This window comes from Streptomyces humidus (assembly GCF_014649655.1).
GTDB classification, from domain to species: Bacteria; Actinomycetota; Actinomycetes; order Streptomycetales; family Streptomycetaceae; genus Streptomyces; species Streptomyces humidus.
The window spans coordinates 108,056-123,365 of the sequence record NZ_BMTL01000012.1 but is presented as its reverse complement, the minus strand read 5'-3'; the positions used below and the strand labels follow the sequence as shown (position 1 = coordinate 123,365).

Sequence of the window (15,310 nt, the reverse complement as noted above, 5' to 3'; positions counted from 1 at the left end):
CGGGCGGCGGCCGTCCCGGACACCGTGGGGACGACCGGGCTACGCCGTCCGCGCGGTGCCCGTGCCCTTCTCCGCGTCCAGCGCGTACACACAGCGGTCCTTGCTGCACGCGTACACGACGCCGTCGCGGACCACCGGGGAGCCGGTGATCTCGCCGCCGGTCGCCAGCTTCCAGCGCAGCCGGCCGTCGTCGGCCTTCAGGGTGTACAGCAGGTGGTCGGTGGAGCCGAAGTGGATACGGCCCTCCGCGACCGCCGGGGCGCCCACGATGTCGCCGCCCGCCTGGAAGCGCCACTTGGGCGTGCCCGTGACCGCGTCCAGGGTGTAGAGCCCCTTGCCGCTGCCGACGTGGACATGGCCGGCGGCCACCAGAACGGGGTCGACGGAGGAGCGGGCCTCGGTGGCGATGCGCCAGCGGTCGCGGCCGTCGGTGGCGTCGATGGCGTACACCGTGCCGAGGTAGTCGGCGAGGTAGACGCCGCCGCCGGTGACCGCCGGGCCGGGAACGAACGCGGGCGGGGACAGGAAGACCGCCGGCGCCTCGAAGTGCCAGCGCACCATGCCGCTCGCGATGTCGACGGCGAGGACGCGGGTGCCGGCGGACAGGTAGACGTAGCCGTCGGGTGCGGGGGTGACACGGACCGGGACGCCGCCGCAGGAGGCCGTGTCGCCGATGGGGTACGCCCAGCGCTCCTCGCCGGTGCGGGCGTCCAGGGCTCTCAGCCGGGCGTCCTGCCAGACGAAGACCGTGCCCTCGTGCAGCACCGGGCCGGCCTCCGGGGACTCGAAGTCGGTCTGGCAGCCGGAGATCTCCCAGAGCTTCTGCCCGTTGGAGGCCTCCCAGCCCTGCACGCCGCCGCCGCGCGTGCCGGTGACGACCGTGCCCCGGTCGGCCTTGAGCGAGTACACCCAGGCCTCCGTCGACAGCCGCCACAGGTCTGCCCCCTCGCGGGCGTCCAGGGCGAACAGCGTGGGCCCGTCGGAGGCGTGGACACGGCCGTCCGCGACCGCCATCGACCAGGCCACGTCCCGGGTCTTGAAACGACGGCGGCCGGTGGCCACGTCGAGGGCGTGCACCTCGAAGGAGGTGACGTACACCAGGTCGCCGGCCACCGACGGGGTCCCCCACACGTCGTTCGACATGCGGAAGCGCCAGGGCCGCCAGCCCGCGGGCGTCTCCGCGGGCGCGCCCTGGGTGGCCGGGAGGGCCGTGTCGGCGCCGTTGACGCCGGGGTGCAGGCGGGACCAGTTGGCGACCAGGCCGGGCTCGGCGACCGGCGCCTTCACGGCGGCCGTGGCGCGTACGTCGGCGACGCGCGGGCCGGGCCCGATCGGCACGGCCGCACCGGCCAGCCGGACGGGACCGGTGTCGGGGGCGCCGACGTGCGCGGGCGGCTGGGCCGGCCGGGCGAGCACCACGGGATCGTGGGACGGCGGGGGCGGCACGGCCGGCGCGTCGGGCCGGCCGAGTCCCACGCCACCGCCACCGCCGCGCGGGCTCACGGGGGCCGGCTTCACCGCACGGCCGCCACGGCGCGTCTCGATGAGGGCGACCGCCTTCTCGGGCAGCCACGCCGACGCCGTGCCGCTGTCGTCGGAGCCCGAGCCGAAGAGGTGGGGGGCGAGCTGGGCCTGGAGGTCGGCCGGGTTGGGGCGGGCCGTGGCGTCCATCTGCATACAGGACTCGATGAGGGGGCGCAGCTCGTCGGGGAGGCCTTCCAGGTCCGGTTCCTCGCGCAGCAGCATGAAGACCGTCTCGACCGGGTTCGCGCCGTGGAAGGGCGGGTGGCCGGTGGCGGCGAAGACGAGCATCGAGCCGAGCGAGAAGACGTCGCTCGCGCCGGTCACGCTCCGCGAGTCCTTCGCCTGTTCGGGCGACATGTAGGCGGGGGTGCCGACGGCCACGTTCGTCATGGTCAAACGGGTGTTCGAGACTCCGGACGCGATACCGAAGTCGATCACCCGGGGGCCGTCCTCGACCACGAGCACGTTCGACGGTTTCAGGTCACGGTGGACCAGCCCCGCGCCGTGGATCGACTGGAGGGCCTCCGCGACGCCCGCCGCCAGCCAGCGCACGGCCTGGGCCGGCATCGGCCCGCAGTCGTTCACTATCTCCTCGAGGGAGGGCGCGGGAACGTACGCGGTGGCCAGCCAGGGCACGGCGGCGCGCGGATCGGCGTCGACGACCGCGGCCGTGTAGAAGCCGGAGACCGCCCTGGCGGCCTCCACCTCACGCGTGAACCGCACGCGGAAGAGCTGGTCCTCGGCGAGCTCCGTGCGGACCGTCTTGATCGCCACGCGCCGGCCCGAGGCCGAGCGTGCCAGATAGACCAGCCCCATGCCGCCGGCACCCAGCCGTCCCAGCACCTCGAACGGCCCGATCCGCCGAGGATCGTGCTGCGTCAGCTGATCCACCACTTGCCTGCCACCTCCCCGTACGAGCCGCGCCACCCACTTGTGCGCACGGCCCCGTGCAGCGTCTCACCACCGCACCGCCGTGGCGGCACGCACCCCGATTCTTCCTGGCCGGGCGGCCGGTTGCGAACCCGTGGGCAATCAGGGTGTCTGATTTCATATCCGGGCAAAAAATTCCCACCCCGGGACGGACCCGTCGGCGAGAACGCCGTTCAGCGCCCCGTTCAGCGCTCCAGGAGCGCGAACGACGCCCCCTGATTGTCCGTGACGACGGCCACCGTGCCGTACGAGGCCGTGAAGGGACCCGCCTGCACCCGCCCGCCCAGCCGGCTCACCGCGCCCAGCGCCGCCTCGCAGTCCTCGGCGCCGAAGTGGACCAGGAAGTGCGGCGGCATCATCTCCGGGAAGACGTCGGCGACCGGGGCGCGGCCGAAGTCCGGGGCCGCTCCGGGGCCGAAGAGCGCCTCGTGGAAGAGATGCCCGTAGAACGTGTTCGCGGCCTCGGTGTCCCGTGCGTAGAGCTCGGCCCAGACGAACGCGCCGGGCCGGTGGCGGACGCCGAATCCCGGATGGCCGCCGGGCTGCCAGAGCCCGAAGACCGCGGCCTCGGGGTCGGCGGCCAGGGCGGCGACCCCGAGACCGCCGACCGGCGTCGGGGCCGTCACCAGCTGCCCGCCGGCCGCCCGGATCCGCCGGGCGGTCGCCTCGGCGTCCGGGGTGGCGAAGTAGACCGTCCAGACGGTGGGCATCCGGCCGTCGGCCTTGTGCGCCAGCGCGGCGACGGGCTCGCCGTCCAGCAGTGCCCACACGGAGTCGCCGTGGTCCTCCCGCCGCTCCTCGAAGGTCCAGCCGAAGAGCTCGCCGTAGAAACGCCTGCCCGCGTCCACGTCGGGGAGCTGCGCGTCCACCCAGCAGGGGACGCCCTCTGCGTACACCGATGCCCTGTTTTCGGCCATGGAGCCAAAGTAACGGCGGTTCACGCAAGCCGCAGACCAGGCACAGCCGCCTCCGAGCCCCCGCGCACCCCATTTGCAGTCGGCCGAATCGCGCTCCCATCACCCCTCGGTAAGCTGACGGCATGACAGGACAAGTGCGTACCGTCGACGGCCGCGTGGCCGGTCGGCGCGGGCAGGCGACGCGGCAGAAGCTGCTCGACTGCCTCAGCGAGATGCTCAGCTCCTCTCCCTACCGGGACGTCAAGGTCATCGATGTCGCCCGGAAGGCGGGCACTTCACCCGCGACCTTCTACCAGTACTTCCCGGACGTCGAGGGCGCCGTCCTGGAGATCGCCGAGCAAATGGCCGCGGAGGGAGCCGAGTTGACCGACCTGGTCGCCGGGCGCTCCTGGGTCGGCAAGGCCGGCTGGCAGACGGCGCAGGAACTCGTCGACGGCTTTCTGGAGTTCTGGCGGAAGAACGACGCGATCCTTCGCGTGGTCGACCTGGGCGCGGCCGAAGGCGACAAACGCTTCTACAAACTCCGCATGAAGATCCTCAACTCGGTGAACAACTCGCTCTCGGACACGGTCGCGGAGTTGCAGGCCAAGGGCAGGGTCGACAAGGACGTGAACCCGGCAGCGGTCGCCGGCGCGCTGGTCGCCATGCTCGCGGCCGTCGCCTCGCATCAGAAGGGCTTCCAGACGTGGGGAGTGAAGCAGGCTGAGCTCAAGCCGAACCTGGCCCTGCTGGTGCACCTGGGCATCACCGGGAAGAAGCCGACGAAGTAGCGGCGAAGCCCGCGACGGCGCACCCCTCTTACGATCAAGTCCTGTCTTCCAGGCGGCGGTTCACCGGTCCTTACCCGGTCGGGCCGCCGCCTGCCGCACTGTGCGGGCAACACCCGCCGCCGCGCCGAGCGGGCAGCGTCCGGTCCTTCACCACATGCCTCGTGACCGGCTCCGGCCTCAGCCGCCGCCCGCCCGGCAGCAGGGTGGCGAGCCGCTCGTCGTGGAGCCGCCGGAAGCCGGCGAGGGCGGCGGTGGCCGCCCGCGGCAGGCGGTCGGGCGCCCCGGACAGCCGCTGCGCGTCGCTGCGGAGCAGCCCGCCCGGATCAGGCGGGACCAGGGCCCCCGGTGGAGGCCTTCCCGGCGGGATTCCTCGGGGTGAGCCGGAACACCCGGATCTCGCGCTCCACCCGTGCCTGATAGGCCGCGTACGGCGGCCAGAAGGCCAGCAGCTCCTTCCACACCGCCGCCCGTTCCTCCCCCGTGAGCAGCCGTGCGGTCACCGGGACGTCGGCGCCCTTCCAGCTGATCTCCGCGTCGGGGTGGGCGAGGAGGTTGGCCGTCCAGGCGGGGTGCCCGGTGCGGCCGAAGTTGGAGCCGACCAGGGTCCAGCCCCGGCCGTCGGGCCCGGGCATGCAGGCCAGCGGCGTCCGGCGCGGCACGCCGCTCCTCGCGCCGGTCGCGGTCAGGATCACCCCCGGCAGCATCTGGGCGCTGAGCAGCACCTTCCCCCGGGTGAGCCGGTGGACGGCCCGGTCCAGCGCCGGGATCACATGAGGGGCGACCGTCGCGAAGACGCGCGTCGAGGACACCTTCTGCACCAGCCGGACGCCGATCACACCGTCACCTCCGTCCGCGTGAACAGGGCGGCCCGCTCGGCCGCGCGGGCGCGCAGCCGGTGTACCGGCCCGAACAGCAGTTCGTCTCCGGCTGCCCGCTTGAAGTAAAGATGCGCCTCGTGCTCCCAGGTGAAACCGATCCCGCCGTGCAGCTGGACGCCCTCGGCGGCGGCGAGGCGCAGCGCCTCCAGCGCCTGGGCGAGCGCGAGCCCGCCGACGTCCTCCGTCCGGCCGGTCGCCCACGCGGCGTAGTAGGCGGCGGACCGGGCCGCCTGGATCTGCACGTACACGTCCGCCAGCCGGTGCTGCACCGCCTGGAAGGACCCGATGACCCGCCCGAACTGCACCCGCTGCCCGAGGTACTCGACGGTGCGCTCCAGCGCCCGGCCCGCGGCCCCGACGGCTTCGCAGGCGAGGAAGGCGGCGGCGAAGTCACCGGCGTCGGCCAGGGCCCCCGGGACGTCCGCCGCCTCGTCCCCCAGCAGCTCGGCCTCCACGTGCCGTAGCTGGACCCGCGCCTGCGGCCGGGTCGCGTCGAGCGCGGTCTGCCGGGTCCGGACGACCCCGGCGGCGTCCCCCGCCACCAGGAACAGCAGGGTCCGCGACCGTACGAACCCCCCGGTGTGGGCGGCGACGACCAGCAGCCCGGCGCTGTGCCCGTCGAGCACCTGCGCGGCCTCCCCGTACAGCCGCCAGCCGCCCTCGGCCGGCCGGGCCTGCACGCCCCCCGCGCGGCCCCCGCCGGACCAGTCGCCGCCGCCCGGCCCGGTCAGGGCGAGGGCGGTGGCGAGAGCCGGCGCCGGGACGGCGAGGGCGGCGGTCAGCGTGCCGTCGGCGACCCGCGGGAGCAGACGGGCGCGCTGGTCGTCGGAGCCGAGTGCGAGGATCAGCGGCGCGGCGAGGACGGAGGTCGCGAGCAGCGGGGTGGGGGCGAGGGCCCGGCCGGTCTCCTCGGCGGCGAGGGCGAGGTCGGTGCGGGGGCAGCCGACGCCGCCGTAGGCCTCCGGCAGCGCGAGGCCGGGCAGTCCCAGCTGTCCGGCGAGGGCGGCCCACAGGGCGCGGTCGTGTCCGGCGGGGGTGTCGAGGGCGGCGCGCAGCCCCTCGGGGCCGCAGCGTTTGTCGAGCAGTTCGCGCAGTGTGCGGCGGATCTCGTCCTGTTCGGCGGTGAAGCCGGGGTCCATGGCCGCCCCTTCCTCCAGATCTGACGGTGCGTCATATTAGGAGTCCGGGAACGAGATGCACAGAGGGAGGTGGCCCCACTTGACTGCGGGGAACCGAAACGTGGCCGTCGTCGGCGTCGCGCTCTCCGACTGCGGGCGGGTGGACGACGCGACGCCCTACGCCCTGCACGCCCAGGCGGCCCGCCGGGCGCTGGCGGACGCCGGGCTGGGCCGGGAGACGGTGGACGGCTTCGCCTCCGCCGGCCTCGGCACGCTCGCCCCGGTCGAACTCGCCGACTACCTGGGCCTGCGCCCCACCTGGGTCGACTCCACCTCGGTGGGCGGCGCGACGTGGGAGGTCATGGCGGCGCACGCGGCCGACGCGATCGCCGCCGGGCACGCGAACGCCGTCCTGCTGGCCTACGGTTCGACGCCCCGGGCCGACATCAGGGCGGGCCGCCGCGGCGGCACCTTCGCCTTCGGCGCGCGCGGCCCCCTCCAGTTCGAGGTCCCCTACGGCCACACCCTGATCGCCAAGTACGCGATGGCCGCCCGCCGCCACATGCACCGGTACGGCACGACGATCGAGCAGTTGGCGCAGGTCGCGGTGCAGGCGAGAGCCAACGCGGCGCTGAACCCCGAGGCGATGTTCCGCGACCCGATCACGGTCGACGACGTCCTGTCGGGCCCGATGGTCGCCGACCCGTTCACCAAGCTGCACTGCTGTCTGCGTTCGGACGGCGGGGCGGCGATCCTGCTGGCGGCCGAGGAGTACGTACGCGACTGCCGCACGGCGCCGGTGTGGATCCTGGGCACCGGGGAGCACGCCTCGCACGCCTCGATGTCCGAGTGGGACGACTTCACGGTCTCCCCCGCGGCGACGAGCGGCCGGCTGGCCTTCGAACGGGCCGGACTGCGCCCGGACGAGATGGACTTCGCCGAGATCTACGACGCGTTCACGTACATGACGCTGGTGACCCTCGAGGACCTGGGCTTCTGCGCCAAGGGCGAGGGCGGGCCGTTCCTGGAGAAGGGCCGGCTCCAGGTGACGGGAGGAGACCTCCCCGTCAACACGGACGGAGGCGGCCTGTCGGCCCAACACCCCGGCATGCGAGGCCTGTTCCTCCTGGTCGAAGCGGTACGACAGCTGAGGGGCGAGGCGGGATCCCGCCAGGTGCGGGACCCCGCCGGCAACCTCCCCCGCCACGCGGTGGCCTCAGGCACCGGCGGCTGGTTCTGCTCCTCGGGGACGGTGGTACTGGGCCGGGGGTGAGACCTTCGGGGGCCGCGGGGACAGCGGGGCGGCGAGGGGGCAGCGGGGGCGTCATCCGGGCGCGGGGGCGCCACCGGGGCGCCACTCGGCGCGAGGGGTGACGGGGGAGCGCGGAGATAGGGGCCGCTGGGGCACTGGGGCACTGGGGCACTGGGGCACTGGGAGCAGGGCAGCAGGGGCCGCAGGGACGCAGGATGAAGACGGGCGGCAACCTTTGCGCGACCGGCGGCCACTGGGAGTCGGCAGGCGCCGCTTTCCGAAGCCGTCTGCCGGACGTGCTCCGCCGACTCGCGTAAGGATCCATCCGTGGCAAGTTCCTCGCACCGACGTTCCCGCCGCCCCGACCGGCGCACAAGTCGTCGCGTCCCCGTCGTCGCCGTGGTGGCGGTGGCCGCCGTCGCGCTCGTGGTGTCCCTGGTGGTGGCCTTCCGCCCCGGCGGCGGGGGCGACGACGGGGCACGGGCGGTCGAGGCGGCGGCCGGAACCGCCGCGAACGGGACGGCCGCGGCGAGCCCGGCGACGACGGCGCCGGCGGCCGAGTCGCCGTCACCGTCGGCGTCACCGTCGCCTAAGTCCTCCTCGGCTTCCGGCAGCCCGAGCCCGAGCGGCACGGGTCCGGCCGGCGCCTCGGCCGCGCCGTCCGCACGGCCCGCCGCCCGGGCGGCCGCACCCGCCGCCCGCCCGGCTTCCGGGACGGCGCCGTCGGCCGGACGCATCCGGCCCGGGATCGCCCGTACGGGGGTCGCCACCGCCTATGACATCGGCGACGGCAACGGCGCCTGCTCCTTCGGCCCGACCTCCGACGTCATGACCGCGGCGATGAACACCGCCGACTACGAGACGTCGAAGGCATGCGGCGCGTATGTGTCCGTGCGCGCGGCGAGCGGGGCGTCCGTGACGGTCCGGATCACCAACGAGTGCCCGGCGCCCTGCGCGGTCGGCCAGATCGACCTCAGCCAGCAGGCCTTCGCCAAGCTCGCGCCGCTCGTGACGGGCCGCATCCCGATCACCTGGAGCCTGCTGAGCCCGGCCACCTCCGACACCGTCTCGATCCGCTACAAGACGGGCTCCACGCAGTACTGGTGCGGCATCCAGGCGCTCGGCCACCGCAACCCGCTGGCCGGCCTGGAGGTCCGCACGGGCTCGGGCTGGACCCGGCTGGCGCGCACCGGCTACAACTTCTTCCTCTCCGAGCACGGCGCCGGCTGCGGCGGCCCGATCCGGCTCACCGACATCTACGGGGAGCGGCTCACCGTCGAGGGGATCGCCGTACGGGCGAACGTGGTGCAGCCGACCGGGGTCCAGTTCGCCCGCCACTGACCCGATACTCGGTGCATGGCCAAGGATCCGCAGGAACTGCATGAACTGCATGAACTGCTCAGAACGCTGCGGGTGTGGGACCCGGAGGTGACGGAACTGCCGCCCTTCGACCCGGCGTCGGCGCCCGCCGACCCGCTGCCCCTCTTCACGCAGTGGTTCGCGCGGGCGGTCGCGGCGGGTGAGCGGGAGCCGCACACCACGGCCCTCGCCACCGTCGGCGAGGACGGGCTGCCCGACGCCCGCATCGTGGTGCTGCACGGCGCGGACGCGGACGGCTGGTCCTTCGCGTCCCACGCCACCAGCCGCAAGGGCCGCCAGCTCGCCGCCCGCCCGTACGCGGCGCTCACCTTCTACTGGCCCGTGCTCGGCCGCCAGGTCCGGGTGCGCGGCCCGGTCGCGTCCGCCCCCTCCGACGAGGCCCAGGCCGACCTGCACGCCCGCTCGACCGGCGCCCTCGCCGCCGCGCTGACCGGCCGCCAGAGCGAGACCCTGGCCTCGCCGCAGGAACTGGCACACGCCTCGGAAGCCGCCTGGGAGCACGCCCGCCGGAACCCGGCGGCGAAGTCCCCGACCTGGACGCTGTACCGACTGCGCCCGGACGAGGTGGAGTTCTTCCAGGGTGACGAGCGCCGGCGGCACGTGCGGCTGGCGTACCGCCGGGAGCCGGACGGGGAGGGCTGGTCACAGCGGCTGCTGTGGCCCTGACCGGCTCAGGGCGGCCGGGCGGTCCGGCCCGCCCGGTCCACGCCCGGCACCGCGCCCGTTCCCACCCGCCGACGCCGCTGCGCCGTTCGGCCCCGTCTCGTTTGCCGACCCCTCGATGACCCTCTGTGATGGTTCATGACTTTCCGGTTCCCCGGAACGAATCCCGTGGAGGCATCAGTGACGTTCCGTCAATGGAGTGCGGCCCTTGTCGCGTCGGCAGGGCTCGCCGGTTCCGTGCTGCTCGGCACCCCCTCGGCCGTGGCCGCGGACACACAGGCCAGGGCGGTCCCCCGGCCCGTGGCGCAGCACCCGATCCCCGCCGGACGGGTGGACGGCAGAGACCAGGAGCGACCGGCGGCCGACGCGCCGAGACCGGAGCGCGAGCGGACGCGCTGCCTCGGCCTGGTCCCGTCGCCCTACCCGTACGCGCACACGCCCTACGTGTGCAACGACTGGCGGTTCGGACCGGTCAGGCTGCCCCAAAGGGGCGTGCTCGGCCGGATCCTCGCCGGCTACGACCGGTTCGGCACCCTGACGCCGGTGGAGTTCCTGAACAAGTGGTGGGATCCCAGCGCGGACCACGGCCAGGGCGACTGGAAGTACTCGCTCCTCCCGGACGACGGCTTCGACCACGACACCATGGGCGCGCCCATCGCCGCCGAGTACACGCTCCCGGTCGGCCAGCTGGTGGACCGCTTCGGCAACGAGTTCGGCAAGTTCCTCTCACCGGCCGGGGCCAAGTACGGGGAGCGGTCCATTCCGCCGTCCGCCCTCGACACGCAGGACCCGCGCTTCCCGTACAACTACCACCTGTACCGGGTGAAGAAGGCGACGGTGGTCTGCGCGGGTCCGGCCGCCCCCGGCTTCGAACAGCCGGGCCAGGGCGTGCAGTACGTGACCTCGGTCGCGCCGACGGCCGCCTACTGTCCGCATGTGAAGACGGGCGCCACGGTGAGCTCCCTGCTCAACAGCGGCAACCTGGAGCGCGCCAACTGACGCGGGAGACGGAAGGAGGGCCGGGGCATGGACCGTCGGGAGCTGTGTGAGGCACTGCATGCGGCGGGCGTCCCCGCCGGGCTGTACGAGATCGCCGGCTGCCCCGGTCCTGCCCCCGGCACGCCCCGGCCGGAGGACCGTCTCTATCTGGAGGAGGACGCGACAGGCTGGGTCGTGGGCGTACGACAGCGCGGCGTACGCACCGCCATGGAGCACTTTCCCGACGAGGACCGGGCCTGCCGCGATCTCTACGCGCGGCTGACCGACCCCGGACCGCCTTCCGTGCCGCTCACACCCGAGGAGAGGGAGCGGCTGCTGGGCCCATGAGGTCCGGGCCCGTCCTCGAACTCGTACACCGCGAAGTCCGCCACCGGGCGGTAACCGATGCGCTGGTAGAGGCCGTTGCTCGTCGGGTTCGACAGGTCCGTGAAGAGGAGGACCTCCGCCGCGCCCGAGGCCAGTGCCGCGCGGCTCATCTCGGCCGTCGCCGCGCCCGCGTAGCCGCGTCCGCGCAGCTCGGCCGGGGTGTAGACGGGGGCCACCCTGATCTGGCCGGCCACCTCCGGGGTGGCGCCGGCCATGGCGACGGGGGTTCCGTCGGGTGTCTCCCAGAGCGTGATCCCGGCGTGGGCGATACGGGAGTCGGCCCAGGCTCCGCCGTCCTGGGCGGGGTGTGCGCCGACCTGCTCCGAGAACTCCTCGTACCAACGGGCGAGCAGGTCTCGGTCGGCTGCGGCGGCCACGCGCGCCCGGCCTGCCGGGGCCGGCTCGGGGGGCGTCAACTCCTCGAGCCGGTACAGGCGTTGCCGGACGGTCAGGCGGGGCTCGGCGTCCGTCCGCCGTTGCCACGCCCGGGCGAACGCGGCCGCGGTGTCGCGGTCGGCGGAGACGCCGGGGAACCGGTGACCGGCGGCGGCCAGCTTCACGGCGAGGGCGTCGGCGTCCTCCTCCGTCAGGGACGTGAGGTAGATCCCGTGCGGCGGCGTGCGGAAGAACACCCCGCGCACCCCGCCGACCCGCCCGGCCATGCTTCCCCCGACGCCCTCGCCGCCGTCGTCGCCGCCGGCATCACCGCCGTCACCGCCGTCCTCGCCACCGGGAACGTCCCCGCCCAGCACGCCGAAGACGGGGTCCTCGTCGCCGTACACGTGCGGGCCTCTGCGCCGCAGCGAGTCGACGACGGTGAGCGGGACCGTGTGCGAGGCCGGACGGGAGGCCAGGAACTCGCCGGCCCGCTCGAGGAACGCGTCGAGATCACAGGTGAGATGCCAGTCGTCAGGACTGCCGGAACTGCCGGGACTGCCGGGGTTGGCAGGGTCGCCAGGCGTGCCGGGGAACTCAGGGCTGTCAAGGGTGCTGGGGCTGTCAGGGCTGTCAGGGCTGTCAGAGCGCATGCTCCATCGTCGCGTGCGGGCCCCTTGCGCCGCCTGCGGATTACCGCGCCCTCACGGGAACTCCGGCTCCGGGTCCGTCGCCAGGCGTGCGTGCAGGTGGGCGTCCCGGAAGGCGTCACGGCGGTCCGCCTCCCACATCGCCCCGCGCAGGGTCCCCTCGTACCGGAACCCACAGCGCTCGGCGATCCGGCAGGAGGCGCCGTGACCGATCGCATGGCCCAACTCCAGCCGGTGCAGGCCGACTTCGGTGAACGACCAGCGGGCCGCGAGCAGCAGGGCGGCGGTGGCGACGTGCCGGCCGCGCGCCTCCGGCAGGACCCAGTAGCCGACCCGGGCGAAGCTCAGCACGCGGTCGATCATGTGTACGGAGACCTGCCCGAGGATCGTCCCGTCGCCCGCGTCCGTGACGCAGAACGGCAGGGCGTGCCCGGCGGCGGCGTCCGCGTTCTTGCCCTCCATCGAGGCCCGGGCGCCGGCGATGTCGGCGATCGTCCGCAGCGGGGTGTTCCAGCGCCGGAACTCCGGGTCGAGGTGCCCGCGCAGCCATGCCTCCACGTCGGCGGCGGACCCGGGGTCCCAGGCGCGGAGCCGGAGGCCGTGGCCGTCGAGCACGGGAATCGTGTGGGGCGCGGAGAAGGGCTCATGGGTCTCGGTCATCAGATCATTGAACACCTGTCCGGACCGGCGGGGGCAAGGGCGTGGCCGGGTCGGCGGCCGCCGCCCGGAACACCGGGATCCCGTCCCGGAAGGCGACCGCCAACGCCATTCCGATGCGCGGCTCGGCGTCCCCCACCAGCTCGGTCGGCATCCGCGGCCCCTCGGCCAGATCGACGATCGCCGCGACGTACGGCGTGCGCTCCCCGAAGGGCGGCAGGTCGTTGCGGTGGACGACGGACCAGGTGTAGAGGGTGGCCAGGCCGCTCGCGTCCTCCCAGGCCACGTCCTCGCTCCAGCAGTGCGGGCAGAACTCGCGGGGGTAGTGGTGGGCCCGCGCGCAGGCTCCGCAGCGCCGGATCAGCAGCCGGCCCTCGGCGGCGGCGTCCCAGTACGTGCGGGTGAAGACGTCGGCCTCGGGGAGGTCGTACCGGGCGGCGGCCATCAGAACCATCCCAGCGCGCTGTCCAGGGACCACGTCTGCCAGGCCATCCCGCCCAGCGCCACCGCCGAGATCAGCGCCATCATCGAGTTCTGCCCCTGCTCGGCCCAGTCGTGGATCATGAGGACGAGGTAGAGGAGGTTGAGGAGCAGGCCGCCGGCCAGCGCGACCGGAGTGAGGAAGCCGGTGATCAGCCCGAGCCCGAGCGCCAGCTCCGCGTACACCACCACATAGGCCATGACGCGCGGGCGCGGCTGCACCACCGCGGCGAAACCCGAACGGACCGTGTTCCAGCGGTGCTTCGCCGCCACGTCCGCCGCCCAGGCGATGCCGGAGCCCTCGAACCAGGCCTTCTTGTCCTTGTGGCGCCAGCTCTCCAGCCACCACAGTCCGAGTCCGATCCGCAGCACCGCCAGCCACTCGGCCCCGTCGAGCCAGATCGCATCCATGAATCTGACGGTACGTCAGATCACGACTCCCCGGAACCCCGCGCGCTCCCACCGAGCAACCCCACACGCCCGCCATGCCCCGCCCGGAGCCGTCCGGCTCGGTCCGGCCGCACGACCACGCTCGCCTTCCCCCCTTCCGCTCCCTCATCTCTCACCCGTCATCCCTCAACCTCGTCCCTCACTTCCCGCCTCTCTCCGCTCGCCGGTCCTTCACGACGACGTGGTCTACGTCACCGGTTCCACCCGCTTCTCCCCCACACGTGATCGATCCGCAACCAATTCCGGTCTTGACCGAGACCCATCAACGGTCCACGTGATTACGCTCGCGCTCATGGAAGACTCCGCACCGCGCCCGGCCCCCCAGGCGATCACCGCCGCGAACCCGGCCGACCGTCCCGTCTACGTGATCGGCGGCGGCCCCGGCGGTCTCGCCACCGCGTACGCGCTGCGCGCCCTGGGCATACGGGCGGTCGTCGTGGAGCGGGCCGACGCGGTCGGGGCGTCCTGGCGGCGGCACTACGACCGGCTGCACCTGCACACCACGCGACGGCTGTCCGCCCTGCCGGGGCTGAAGATGCCGCGCCGGTTCGGGCGCTGGGCGGCCCGCGACGACGTGGTGCGGTATCTGGAGAAGTACGCCGAGGTCCACGAGCTGGAGATCGTCACCGGCGTCGAGGTCTCCCGCGTCGAGCGCACCGCCGACGGCGCCGGTTGGCTGCTGCGCGCCACCGGCGGCCGTGAGCTCGTAGGCTCGGCCGTCGTCGTCGCCACCGGCTACAACCACACCCCGTACCTGCCGGACTGGCCCGGCCGCGAGGAGTTCACCGGTGAGCTGACCCACGCGGGCGCCTACCGCGACGGCGCGCCCTACGCCGGCCGGGACGTCCTCGTCGTGGGCGTCGGCAACACCGGCGCGGAGATCGCCGTCGACCTCGTGGAGCACGGGGCCGGGCGGGTGCGGCTGGCGGTGCGCACCGTCCCGCACCTGGTGCGCCGCTCGACCGCCGGCTGGGCCGCGCAGTACAGCGGCATCCTGGTGCGCCGTCTGCCCGTCGCCCTCGTCGACCGGATCTGCCGGGTGATGGCCAGGGCGAGCATCCCCGACCTGTCCGCGCACGGGCTGCCGCGCCCCGACACCGGCCTCTACACCCGGGCCAGGCAGGGCGCGATCCCGGTGCAGGACGTCGGCCTGATCGAGGCCGTGCGCAAGGGCCGGGTGGAGGTCGTGGCCGCCGTGGAGGGCTTCGAGGACGGCGGCAAGGTGGTGCTCGCCGACGGGACCCGGATCTCCCCGGACGCGGTCGTCGCGGCCACCGGATACGTCCGCGCCCTGGAGCCCCTGGTCGGCCACCTCGGCGTGCTCGACGAACGGGGCAGACCCGTCGCGCACGGCGCCCGCACCTGCGAGGAGGCGCCCGGCCTCTACTTCACCGGATTCACCACCCCCATCAGCGGCACGCTCCGCGAGCTGTCGATCGACGCGGAGAAGATAGCCAAGGCCGTCCGCCGCGCCCGGCGGTGACGGCCAGCGGTAGGCCATCGGTCTGCCGGTAGGCGGTGGGCGGTAGGCGGTAGGCGGTCCGATCGGCGGTAGGCGGTCGGCCGGCAGTCGGCCGGACAGTCGACACGCGGCCAGCGGTTCCGGCAGGTGACGGGCGGTGACGGTGCGCGGCGCGCTGCGCGCGATGACGGCAGTCAGCACGCGGCCCGCGCGGCCGGCAGGCGTCAGCCTCGGACTTCAGCCCCTGGCGTCAACCACTGGCGTCAGCCCCGACGTCAGGCGCCGCCGGATGTAACTCGCGGTAACTCCTTTGATTCCGCTGCTCGTTACACCTGTGTCAAGTGTGACGAGAGCGTTGTCGCGCACCCCCGTGCGGAGCCAGAATGTGAGCCCTGTTCACCTTTTCGGCTCCACCCACCTCTCGCTCCCGAAGCCCGAC

General features: G+C 73.9%; 15 protein-coding genes. 7 read left to right on the top strand and 8 right to left on the bottom strand.

Annotation, left to right across the window (positions count from 1 at the left end; translation table 11 throughout):
- Positions 1-39 precede the first annotated feature (39 nt).
- Positions 40-2,418 carry a protein serine/threonine kinase AfsK gene (afsK, locus tag IE239_RS16300; RefSeq protein WP_190150040.1) on the bottom strand — a complete coding sequence of 793 codons (2,379 nt, stop codon included), beginning with the start codon at positions 2,416-2,418 and terminating at the stop codon, positions 40-42.
- A gap of 221 nt (positions 2,419-2,639) precedes the next feature.
- The gene (gene kbpA, locus IE239_RS16295) at positions 2,640-3,371 is read right to left on the bottom strand and encodes an AfsK-binding protein KbpA (RefSeq protein WP_190150039.1); all 732 of its coding nucleotides are present in this window, start codon (positions 3,369-3,371) and stop codon (positions 2,640-2,642) included.
- A 134-nt stretch (positions 3,372-3,505) separates the two neighbouring features.
- Between kbpA and IE239_RS16290 the strand changes: the two genes are divergently transcribed.
- Complete coding sequence (locus tag IE239_RS16290; RefSeq protein WP_190150125.1) at positions 3,506-4,141, top strand: TetR family transcriptional regulator; 636 nt, start codon at positions 3,506-3,508, stop codon at positions 4,139-4,141.
- A 323-nt stretch (positions 4,142-4,464) separates the two neighbouring features.
- Here the strand turns inward: IE239_RS16290 and IE239_RS16285 are convergent, their stop codons facing one another.
- Positions 4,465-4,977, bottom strand: a complete 513-nt coding sequence (locus tag IE239_RS16285) for a nitroreductase family deazaflavin-dependent oxidoreductase (RefSeq protein WP_190150038.1) — start codon at positions 4,975-4,977, stop codon at positions 4,465-4,467.
- Positions 4,974-6,158: an acyl-CoA dehydrogenase family protein gene (locus IE239_RS16280; protein WP_190150037.1), complete on the bottom strand. Its 1,185-nt coding sequence runs from the start codon at positions 6,156-6,158 to the stop codon at positions 4,974-4,976. The genes IE239_RS16285 and IE239_RS16280 overlap by 4 nt, the downstream gene beginning before the upstream one ends.
- A gap of 55 nt (positions 6,159-6,213) precedes the next feature.
- Here IE239_RS16280 and IE239_RS16275 point away from each other — a divergent pair, with 55 nt between their 5' ends.
- The 5 genes from IE239_RS16275 to IE239_RS16255 all read left to right on the top strand — a co-directional run bounded on the left by IE239_RS16275 (position 6,214) and on the right by IE239_RS16255 (position 10,758).
- Positions 6,214-7,410, top strand: a complete 1,197-nt coding sequence (locus tag IE239_RS16275; RefSeq protein WP_373308109.1) for a thiolase C-terminal domain-containing protein — start codon at positions 6,214-6,216, stop codon at positions 7,408-7,410.
- 306 nt (positions 7,411-7,716) lie between these two features.
- Positions 7,717-8,730, top strand: coding sequence for an expansin EXLX1 family cellulose-binding protein (locus IE239_RS16270; RefSeq protein WP_190150035.1), 1,014 nt, complete (start codon positions 7,717-7,719; stop codon positions 8,728-8,730).
- 15 nt (positions 8,731-8,745) lie between these two features.
- Positions 8,746-9,435 (top strand): pyridoxine/pyridoxamine 5'-phosphate oxidase, encoded by a 690-nt coding sequence (locus IE239_RS16265; protein ID WP_190150034.1) that lies wholly within the window; start codon positions 8,746-8,748, stop codon positions 9,433-9,435.
- A 177-nt stretch (positions 9,436-9,612) separates the two neighbouring features.
- The gene (locus tag IE239_RS16260; RefSeq protein WP_190150033.1) at positions 9,613-10,431 is read left to right on the top strand and encodes a TNT domain-containing protein; all 819 of its coding nucleotides are present in this window, start codon (positions 9,613-9,615) and stop codon (positions 10,429-10,431) included.
- Between the two features lie 27 nt (positions 10,432-10,458).
- Complete coding sequence (locus IE239_RS16255) at positions 10,459-10,758, top strand: hypothetical protein (protein ID WP_190150032.1); 300 nt, start codon at positions 10,459-10,461, stop codon at positions 10,756-10,758.
- Here IE239_RS16255 and IE239_RS16250 read toward each other — a convergent pair.
- From IE239_RS16250 to IE239_RS16235, 4 genes are read right to left on the bottom strand one after another with little or no spacing between them, the layout of a single operon-like run.
- Complete coding sequence (locus IE239_RS16250; RefSeq protein ID WP_190150031.1) at positions 10,680-11,825, bottom strand: GNAT family N-acetyltransferase; 1,146 nt, start codon at positions 11,823-11,825, stop codon at positions 10,680-10,682. The genes IE239_RS16255 and IE239_RS16250 overlap by 79 nt on opposite strands.
- Positions 11,826-11,876: 51 nt before the next feature.
- Positions 11,877-12,482, bottom strand: coding sequence for a GNAT family N-acetyltransferase (locus IE239_RS16245; protein ID WP_190150030.1), 606 nt, complete (start codon positions 12,480-12,482; stop codon positions 11,877-11,879).
- Positions 12,483-12,486: 4 nt separating this feature from the next.
- On the bottom strand, positions 12,487-12,924 hold the full coding sequence (locus tag IE239_RS16240) for a Zn-ribbon domain-containing OB-fold protein (RefSeq protein WP_190150029.1): 438 nt from the start codon (positions 12,922-12,924) through the stop codon (positions 12,487-12,489).
- Positions 12,924-13,370 carry a DoxX family membrane protein gene (locus tag IE239_RS16235; RefSeq protein WP_190150028.1) on the bottom strand — a complete coding sequence of 149 codons (447 nt, stop codon included), beginning with the start codon at positions 13,368-13,370 and terminating at the stop codon, positions 12,924-12,926. The genes IE239_RS16240 and IE239_RS16235 overlap by 1 nt, the downstream gene beginning before the upstream one ends.
- A 331-nt stretch (positions 13,371-13,701) precedes the next feature.
- On the opposite strand from IE239_RS16235, the gene IE239_RS16230 reads away from it, so the two are divergent.
- Positions 13,702-14,892: a flavin-containing monooxygenase gene (locus IE239_RS16230; protein WP_190150027.1), complete on the top strand. Its 1,191-nt coding sequence runs from the start codon at positions 13,702-13,704 to the stop codon at positions 14,890-14,892.
- The last annotated feature ends 418 nt before the right edge of the window (positions 14,893-15,310 follow it).